Annotated in this window: 10 protein-coding genes; 4 read left to right on the plus strand and 6 right to left on the minus strand. The window is 55.3% G+C overall.

All coding sequences use genetic code 11. The features are described from left to right. Window positions 1-3: 3 nt before the first annotated feature. The 6 genes from JX325_RS18150 to JX325_RS10155 form a co-directional block, all read right to left on the minus strand. Window positions 4-807: a DNA cytosine methyltransferase gene (locus tag JX325_RS18150; protein WP_243414036.1), complete on the minus strand. Its 804-nt coding sequence runs from the start codon at window positions 805-807 to the stop codon at window positions 4-6. Window positions 808-819: 12 nt separating this feature from the next. After that, the gene (locus JX325_RS10135) at window positions 820-1,515 is read right to left on the minus strand and encodes a DUF6273 domain-containing protein (RefSeq protein ID WP_204791026.1); all 696 of its coding nucleotides are present in this window, start codon (window positions 1,513-1,515) and stop codon (window positions 820-822) included. An 18-nt stretch (window positions 1,516-1,533) separates the two neighbouring features. Continuing rightward, window positions 1,534-1,755 carry a hypothetical protein gene (locus JX325_RS10140; RefSeq protein ID WP_204791027.1) on the minus strand — a complete coding sequence of 74 codons (222 nt, stop codon included), beginning with the start codon at window positions 1,753-1,755 and terminating at the stop codon, window positions 1,534-1,536. A gap of 9 nt (window positions 1,756-1,764) precedes the next feature. After that, a complete protein-coding gene (locus JX325_RS10145) occupies window positions 1,765-2,172 on the minus strand; it encodes a hypothetical protein (protein WP_204791028.1) in 408 nt (135 codons plus the stop codon). Between the two features lie 1,175 nt (window positions 2,173-3,347). Further along, window positions 3,348-3,563 carry a hypothetical protein gene (locus tag JX325_RS10150; protein ID WP_204791029.1) on the minus strand — a complete coding sequence of 72 codons (216 nt, stop codon included), beginning with the start codon at window positions 3,561-3,563 and terminating at the stop codon, window positions 3,348-3,350. A 43-nt stretch (window positions 3,564-3,606) separates the two neighbouring features. After that, window positions 3,607-4,494 carry a hypothetical protein gene (locus JX325_RS10155; protein WP_204791030.1) on the minus strand — a complete coding sequence of 296 codons (888 nt, stop codon included), beginning with the start codon at window positions 4,492-4,494 and terminating at the stop codon, window positions 3,607-3,609. Between the two features lie 163 nt (window positions 4,495-4,657). Between JX325_RS10155 and JX325_RS10160 the strand changes: the two genes are divergently transcribed. From JX325_RS10160 to JX325_RS10175, 4 genes are all read left to right on the plus strand, one after another. Beyond that, on the plus strand, window positions 4,658-5,209 hold the full coding sequence (locus tag JX325_RS10160; protein ID WP_204791031.1) for a helix-turn-helix domain-containing protein: 552 nt from the start codon (window positions 4,658-4,660) through the stop codon (window positions 5,207-5,209). Between the two features lie 50 nt (window positions 5,210-5,259). Further along, on the plus strand, window positions 5,260-6,024 hold the full coding sequence (locus tag JX325_RS10165; RefSeq protein WP_023348839.1) for a hypothetical protein: 765 nt from the start codon (window positions 5,260-5,262) through the stop codon (window positions 6,022-6,024). Window positions 6,025-6,041: 17 nt separating this feature from the next. Beyond that, window positions 6,042-6,617, plus strand: coding sequence for an SWIM zinc finger family protein (locus JX325_RS10170; protein ID WP_023348840.1), 576 nt, complete (start codon window positions 6,042-6,044; stop codon window positions 6,615-6,617). Window positions 6,618-6,740: 123 nt separating this feature from the next. Next, window positions 6,741-7,940 (plus strand): recombinase family protein (locus tag JX325_RS10175; RefSeq protein WP_204791032.1); only part of this gene is annotated, 1,200 nt, incomplete at its 3' end.

Consider the following 7,940-nt stretch of genomic DNA (forward strand, 5'->3'; position numbering starts at 1 on the left):
ACGTTATAGGGTAGACAGCCCCCCCCCCGCAATTTCAGACGGGTTTACAGGTACAGCATAAAGCCCGGTTTTTGCTCCATAGCCCCCGGCTTCCCCTTGCAGGGTCACGGCCTTACCGTCTGGGGAATATACCCGAAACGGCTTGCTGTCATGGTTCGTTTGCGTCCCGCTTTCAATCGTTCCGATCCGCATAGGTTCCGCAACCATGCTGTCAGTTTGTACGGTTGTCAGGGTATGTGCCTTTTCGCTGTCCCCGCCTTCAAACCTGCGGCGCAACTTCCCATCAGTGCCTCTTCTGTTCCTGTATCCGATCGCCCTGGGCGCTTCGCTTTCTGTATCTGCGGTTAAGATTTCCACGGCTTCCGCCGCACCCGTTGCCGGAAAATGTCCACTGTCTACGCACTTTCTGGCGTTCACCCCTTTTTCGCCGTAGTTTGCTTTCAGCGTGTAGGATTTTTCCTGCATCGGTACGCCGTTTTCCAGAATATCCCGCAGAACGATCCCCCGGTCTTCCGGCTGTTCTACTCCCGGAATGTTTGTCCAGTAAAGGCGCTGTCTGCTTTGGGCGCTCACCCGTGCGGAATTGATCAGAATCGGTTCCACGCCCAATTCCGCCGTGATCTGTTCCCTGATAGGCCCCGCCATACTTTTGTTGTTCTCGTACAGAAAGTATTCCGGTCGGAACTTGTCCCGCGCCATCAGGTAATTTTTGAACAGTTCCCAGCCGATCCCGCTGGGCTGTGTTTCGCGGCCCTTCCGCGCAATGCTCCAATGCGTGCAAGGGCTTCCGCCAATCAGCAGTTTCACCGTTTCCGCCCCCTATCCCGCGTTTTCCTCTTTCCATTCCTCATAGGTCAGCGGGGAAGTTCCTTGGTCTTGTCCTCCTTCCTCTGCGTATCCCGCCCAATCCTTCACGTATGCGCAGTATTCCGCGTAGGTTTCCGCTTCCGTCTTCCCGCCGTTCTGTTCCGCTTCATCCTCGATAGAGGTCAAGAGGGAAGGGGACAGGATCAAAGCGGGCCGCAGATAATACCCGGTATAGGAACAGTAGCTGAAGCTGGCATTGCCATCGGAAACGACGAACCAGGCGTTGGTAGAGTTGCCGCACTTCTCACCCGGCGTTCTCCACGGGGTAGCAAGCCACCAACATTCTTCCACGTCCGGTATAATGTGCTGGTACTTTCCGTACTGTTCCAGGGTCAGCAGGCCGATCTTGGTTTCATGGAAGCCGTATTCCCGCGTTCCGTCCGTGGCTTTCAGATCAATAGTCATGTTCAGAATGTCGCTGATCTTCGCGTCGCCGTCCTTCAAGGTGTTCAAATAGTCTTCCAGCGCCTGCCCAATGCTGGCGCTGCGCAGATCGTTTACGCCGTTGCTGTCAAAAGCGGCGTTCTTCCAGGTTTCCTTGCGGATAGCAAGCACCCCGCCGCCGATATAGTCCAGGGCCACAAACTGATCCCCGAACGCCGTAAAGGTTGTCCCATAAGGGACGCGCCGCAATTCCATAGTTCGCATTTTGACTTCCTCCTATTTTTATTTGTTTGTTTCCATCAGCGGACACCAGGCGGGCACATATGGCAGGAAGCGCCCGGCTGCGCTTACCGTGTAGCCCCGGCGCTGGCCTGGGGCGTTGCATCGGAACAGCGGCGGCAACCCCGCCACGGTTTCTACCGTGATACAGCCGCACCCCTCGCACGTCCCGGAAAAGTCCGCGCCTATGCCGTGGTTTACCTTCTTCCGGCGCTCCATGCTCATTCACCCGCCCTACAGGCCCAGAAGCCGCGCCGTTTCTTCAACCGTCCGGCGGCACTTCTCCACGCCCTCCCGCTCGATCCAGTTTTCCAGGGCTTCCCGCCCCTTTGCCCGGCGGTAAATATCTTCTTCCGCCGGGCACAGTTCCAGCGTGTCAGGGTAGAAGAACTGGACGATCCGGTCCGGGCCGCCGTTAAGGTCGATCGACATTTGGATCAATCTGCTGGAACTCCTATGGCTGCTGTCGCTGGCATCCGGGAAGATCCGCACGTCCAGGTTTCCGAACGTGATATGGAAGTATCCTTCCGGCATCCCCGGTTCCCGCTCCAATCCCCGCGCCGTCCCCAGTTCCCGGACGGCCAGGGCCGCCGCCGTCTTCTTTGTCAGGCGGAAGCCACCAGGGTAACACTTTTTAGGCATCGCGCCCCGCTCCTTCCTATTCTCCAGGCTTGTCCTGTGGCGCGTCCGGTTTCACTTTCGGCCACACGCGGGCGGCCATTTCTTCAATACAGCCCGCCAGCCTGTAGGCTTCCGCCGCGCTGTTCAGCTTCACAGTTTCGCCGCCCGGCATGTCGATCGCCAGCGCACGCGGGGCGGGTTCCGGTTCCTCCCGGCTTCTGATCGCCTGCGGGTTCCCGGCCATATCAATAACCACGTCAAATACAGTTCCTTCCGGCGCGGGCCGCTTGCCCGCCAGAATATCCCGTATAAGTTCCCATGCGCCCGGCGTGTTCGGTTCCGCTGGTATGCGTACCTCTTTGATCTCCCGCAGTTCAGAAAGAACGGAAATGGCAAATTCCAGCGCCACTACGTCCGCGTCCCATTCGCGTTCCGTCTGAATTGCCCATTTATTTTTCGCCAGCATCCGGCAATACCCGCAAAGGTCTTTCAGCGTGNACAGCGCTTCCGCGCCTGTGCTGTCCTCCATACTGCACGGGCCGGAAACTTGCGTTTTTTCCAGCCGGAAGGACGCGCCCGGCCCCAGGGTCACGGGTTCCGGCCCGGCGGGCGGCTCCGGTTCCCCGTCTGTTTCCGGCTTCAGCTTCACTTCCGCGCCGTCCCCGGTCGAAACGTTCACGTTGAACACTGTCCCTTCTGGGAAGTTCCAGCGCGTTTTCCCTTCCAGGAAGTCCCGTAGAAAGTCCAACTTGTCCGCCGCTGTGTGCGGCTCCACATCCGCCAGAAGTTCCCCGCCGCTGGCCGCCTGCATTTTGCTGATCGTTGCGGCCAGCAGGTTTGCCGCCCGGACTTCATCCGCCAGGCTCGTTCCCCAGCGTAACGGCCCGCCGGGCAGTTCTGTCGTATAGGCCGTGTTCCCGGCCATCTTGTTTGCTATGTGCTTCACATAACCCACCGCCATATCGACAAACGCGGCGTTGAATCTGTCGATCTTTTCCTGCATCGTGTATCACCCTTTCTGCTCTTTCTGGGCCGCCCGCTCCNTCCAGNCGGNCGGCCTTGTCTTTACCGTGATCCGCTTGTCAAACTTCAATGACAGCAGGGCGGCCAGCGTGTCAAAGAGGTTTTCCGGCTNCAACGTGCCTTGCACTTCCACGCCGGGGATCTCAACCTTTACCCCCATGCCGCGCCCCTCTTTAGGCGCACGGCCCGGCGGCCAGCGCGGCGGCGTGCAAGGCCCGCTGGAACTCCATGCCTTGCAGGAACACTTTCAAGGCCCACTGTTCCGCCGTGTCCTGCTTGTTCATCAGGTCAACCAGCCGATCCACTTCCGCACGGCTTTCCTGCGGCATCATGACTTCCGGCGCGTTCACCTGGGGCGCTGCGGCCCCCGCGTTCCTCTTGTCAACCATTGGTTTTCCTCCTTTCTTTCATCCCGTCCCGGCCCGCCCCCTATCAGGGCGGCTTCTTTCGCTTCTTCCGGCGCTTTTCTTCCGCCGTGGCATCCGTGCCCGCCATATCTTCCGGCGTGCCCAGGGCCGTTTTCTGGACCTCGCTGGCGGCTTCCGCCGCCGTCCCCTTGTCCTGCTGGTTGTCTGCCCTTGTGCGGTATCTGTCCATGTCCGGCCCGTCCGGCTCCCTGAAGAAGTCATATTCCAGCCGCCGCCCGCACACCGGGCACACGTCCGGCATATCCCCGGTTCCATTACACGGCAGTTCCGCGCCGCACTCCCCGCACCGGGCAACCCCCAGATCGTCCATGCGGGCCAGCGCCGGGGCCGCGTCCCGCTCCACCGTGGCCGCGCTGGCCGCCGCCTTGGCGGCCAGTTCTGCGGCTTCCTGCTTCCGCTGGTACTCCACCGTTCCGGGGATTTCCGCCCGGTAGGTTTCTTTCCAGTCCCCTTCCGGCTGCTGGTACAGGTCTTCAAAGCGGATTTCCATTTCCCCGTCATAAATGGGAGAATCGCCGTATTCCACACGGTAGGTATCAACCAGGCCGTTTTCATCATAGGTAACGAAAATGTGAATCTGGTTGAAGTCTTCCGCCCAGAAGGTGAAGCCGCAAGAATCGCTGACAATGATCGCCGCGCACGCCGCCTGCTTCGGCAGTTCCTTCGTGTTGATTTCCTCATAGGAGAAGATCCCGAAATAGCCACCGTTCTTCGTGTACAGGCTGGCGCTGCAATCTTCGTCACAAACCAGGGCGTTGTTTTCGTCCCGGTACACCGTGCCCCAGCCGTCTTTTGCGGCCTGGCGGTACGTTTCCGTCTTGCTGTATGCCTTGTAAACCGGGATACTGGCAACCGCTGTTACGAAATAGCGCACTTCCCATTTCTTCTTCATGGTGAATCCCCCTGCTGTTTTGGCGCTTTTAACGTGTCACGTTGAAGTGTCTTTATAATACAACGGCCCACGTTATTTGTCAAGCCCTTTTCAAATTTTTTCTTGACTTTTTTAACGTGACACGTTATTATGGCTTTACCGAAACAGAAGGGGGGTGAAGCAGTTGACTATAAACGAACGTATTAGATGGTTCCGCAAGGATCATTTGCGCGTAAGTCAGGCAGAATTTGCCCAGGTTATAGGCATGAAACAAACCAGCGTAAGCACTTTTGAACGGAACGGCGCTTCTGTCAGCGATCAGATTGTAAAATCAATCTGCATGGCCTTTTCCGTGAATGAATCCTGGTTGCGTACCGGGGAAGGGGAAATGCTGGAACAGCCGGAAACGTTCAGCCTGGATCAATACTTGAAGGAAAACGGCTGTACTGCCCTGGAAATGGAAATTGTAAAGGCATACTTTGAACTGGACGCGGCCACGCGCCAGAAGATTTTTGAAGCCTTTGAACGTATCCATTCCAGGATCGCCACCGCAAAAGAACAGCTTGCCGCCGCCGATGCGGCCACGGCGGGCGGGCCGCCGGAAGTAAAAGCGCCGCAGGAAATGACCGTTGCGGAACTTCATGCGGAACTTGACCGCCAGATCGCGGAAGAAAAGAAACGCATGGAAAGCGGGTCAGTTTCTGGGGCTGGAAGCTCCGAAACGGCTACAGGATAAAATAAAACCGCCCCGGCGTGGCCGGGGCGGGGAAAGCAAGGTTTTTTACCATGGATACATACGATCAGGAAAGTTTGTTTTCCGCTTCTGGTGGCACAGCTTCCGGCGCGTCCGCTTCCGCAAAAGATGCTTTCGGCTGCTGTTCAAGGTATTCCGCCTGTTCTGATGCAAAAGCCTGTCTTATCCCACATCTTGATTGTTCTAAGAATTGCATTTACCGCAAATCTTTAGAGCAAGGACATATCTTCTACGGGAAAAACGCGGACAAGTATAACGCCGCCGTATATCAATCATTTGTTGATAACTTCAAATCCTTATCGCCGGATTGCGCCAATCTGCTTCGCGGTATTCTCTACTACGCTTTCGTCAAAAAGCGCGGCATTAAATTGATAATGCTTGCAGATTCTCCCCAAATTCCTACGCTTGATCAGTCCGGGTTTCTCTCCCAAGTCAATCACCCGGACAAGGTTGTAAAGAAATGTTCCGTTTCCGCTATGGTTAACGCTTGCGGCGATCTGATCGAAACTGCAAATGAATGGGCAAAAAGTAAAGTAAAACCGGAAGTATGGAAGAGACGGAAAAGCATACGGCAGGAACTTCCCGGCGTAAAAATATTGAGGGATGAACTATCCACTTGGATTATCCAGTTCGGCCCGGAAGCTATGAAAAAGCTATCGGAAGGAATTAGCTTTGTGGAATTGGACTTAAACAAGACGCTTGAACTTGAAGAATTTTTCAAGGATTGTATCTATAACGAGGATACTTCTTTCCCCTTGGATACGCTTGAAAACGATCCCAGGTTTCTAAATCAGTAAGTCGGGTGGTGTTGTCAATGATTTCTGGAAGATGCAAATTTCTTAAAGACTGGCCGGAATGGGACAGCTCAATACACGCTGACAATGCACAGATTGAAAGACAAGGGCGGGCAATGACGTACCATTTCACTTTTGACGTGAACGGTTTAACCGAAACTGGCCGCTTTTCCAGCACTTCCGATCTTCCCTATTACGATACTTCTTTGTCTCAATGCACCTGCCACGATTTCCAGGACAGGCGCTTGCCCTGTAAGCATATTTACAGGCTTGCCGTTGAACTGGGCGTGATCGAAATTATCAGGCGGCCCGCTGGTGGTTATAGTAAAGAATTGCTTTCTGGAATTAAATCCATGGAAGACGTTGACACGCACCCGGAACAGATTAAGCGCATGGAAAAGGCCAGGGGCGCAAAAATGGCCCCGATTTCTATTGACTGCATAGAGCAAACCGCCGTTTTTTCCGGTTCTGGAAAGAAGCCCTATGAAACAACCGTTGTTTCTTGCACCTGTAGGGATTTCTTTGTAAGGCGGCTTCCCTGTAAGCACATTTACAGGCTCCGCATGGAGTTAGAGAAGCTTTGTGAGGATATATAAAAGCGGCCCCGGCTGCGCTCCACCGCCGCCGGGGCCTTTTGCAGTAGTCTATTGCACCAGATACAACAATACCGCTGCGGGATTATTCTATCACACGCGGCGGGGAAATGGTAGGCAATGTTTATGGAAAATTTGCCAGCAAAGCCGCTGCGGGTTGCTCTGTATGTCCGGGTCAGCGGCCAGGAACAGGCGATCAAGGGCCTTTCCCTGGAAGCCCAGCAGGAAGACTTACAGGAATATTGCCGGGAAAACGGCTGGATCGTTGCTGGCCTATACATAGATGCGGCCAAAACCGCCCGGAAGCGCCTGGGCAAGCGCACAAACTTCCTGCGTATGCTGGAAGACGTGAAGCGGGACAAGGTGGATCTGATTCTCTTTACCCGCCTTGATCGCTGGTTCCGTTCCGTGGCCGATTATTACAAGGTCATGGAAGTTTTAGAAGCCCACGGCTGCGGCTGGAAAACCACACAGGAACAGTACGACACCAGCACGGCGGGCGGGCGGCTGTATATCAACCTGCGGCTTTCCATTGCCCAGAATGAAGCCGATCTGTGCGGGGAAAGAATCGGCGTTGTGTTTGACAGCAAGATCAGGCACGGCACGGCTGTTTCCGGCAACTGCCCTTTCGGCTACCGCGTGAATGAAGAAAAGCGGCTGGAAATTGTGCCGGAACGGGCCGCTATCGTCCAGGACGCTTTCCAGCATTACCGGGCCACCGTATCACAGCGGGGGACGATCAAGTATATCCGGGAAACTTACGGTTTGAATTGGACGGACACAAATTTTCGGCGCATACTTCACGATCGGTTATACACCGGATACTATGACCGAAACGGGCGCACAAATGAATCTTTCTGCCCCGCAATCATACCACAGGAACTTTTTGACGCTGTGCAAAAGCTACTATCCAATAATGCAAAGTCAAATCCCACCGGGCGCGTGTACCTGTTCACTTCCATTCTTGTTTGTGCGGAATGTGGGCACAAGCTGGCGGGCCATCAAACAAACGGCAAGTATTACTATTACCGATGCAGTCAGCATTATCGGCGTGATCTTTGTTCCCACGATAAAGAGATCCGGGAAGAAGTTGTGGAAGCATGGCTGTTTGAAAACCTGGGGCGCGTCTTCCAGGAATGGCGCACAGAATGGGAAGTGAAGGAAGCCCAGCGCAAACAGTCCGCCGCCGCCGTTGACCGCGCCGCCGTCCGGCGGAAGCTGTCCAGGTTGAAGGAACTGTATCTGAATGAAGTGATCGACCTGGAAGAATATAAGCGGGACTATGAAGCACTTTCCGCCCAGCTTGAAGAACGCCCGGCCCAGCCC

This window comes from Oscillibacter sp. CU971 (assembly GCF_905219725.1).
Lineage (GTDB): Bacteria > Bacillota > Clostridia > Oscillospirales > Oscillospiraceae > Oscillibacter.

Bases quoted from the DNA above. Each gene is read 5' to 3' on its own strand.
- JX325_RS10145 (WP_204791028.1), bottom strand. From the start codon at position 2,172: ATGCCTAAAAAGTGTTACCCTGGTGGCTTCCGCCTGACAAAGAAGACG.
- JX325_RS10155 (WP_204791030.1), bottom strand. From the start codon at position 4,494: ATGAAGAAGAAATGGGAAGTGCGCTATTTCGTAACAGCGGTTGCCAGT.
- JX325_RS10165 (WP_023348839.1), top strand. From the start codon at position 5,260: ATGGATACATACGATCAGGAAAGTTTGTTTTCCGCTTCTGGTGGCACA.
- JX325_RS10140 (WP_204791027.1), bottom strand. From the start codon at position 1,755: ATGAGCATGGAGCGCCGGAAGAAGGTAAACCACGGCATAGGCGCGGAC.
- JX325_RS10150 (WP_204791029.1), bottom strand. From the start codon at position 3,563: ATGGTTGACAAGAGGAACGCGGGGGCCGCAGCGCCCCAGGTGAACGCG.
- JX325_RS10170 (WP_023348840.1), top strand. From the start codon at position 6,042: ATGATTTCTGGAAGATGCAAATTTCTTAAAGACTGGCCGGAATGGGAC.
- JX325_RS10135 (WP_204791026.1), bottom strand. From the start codon at position 1,515: ATGCGAACTATGGAATTGCGGCGCGTCCCTTATGGGACAACCTTTACG.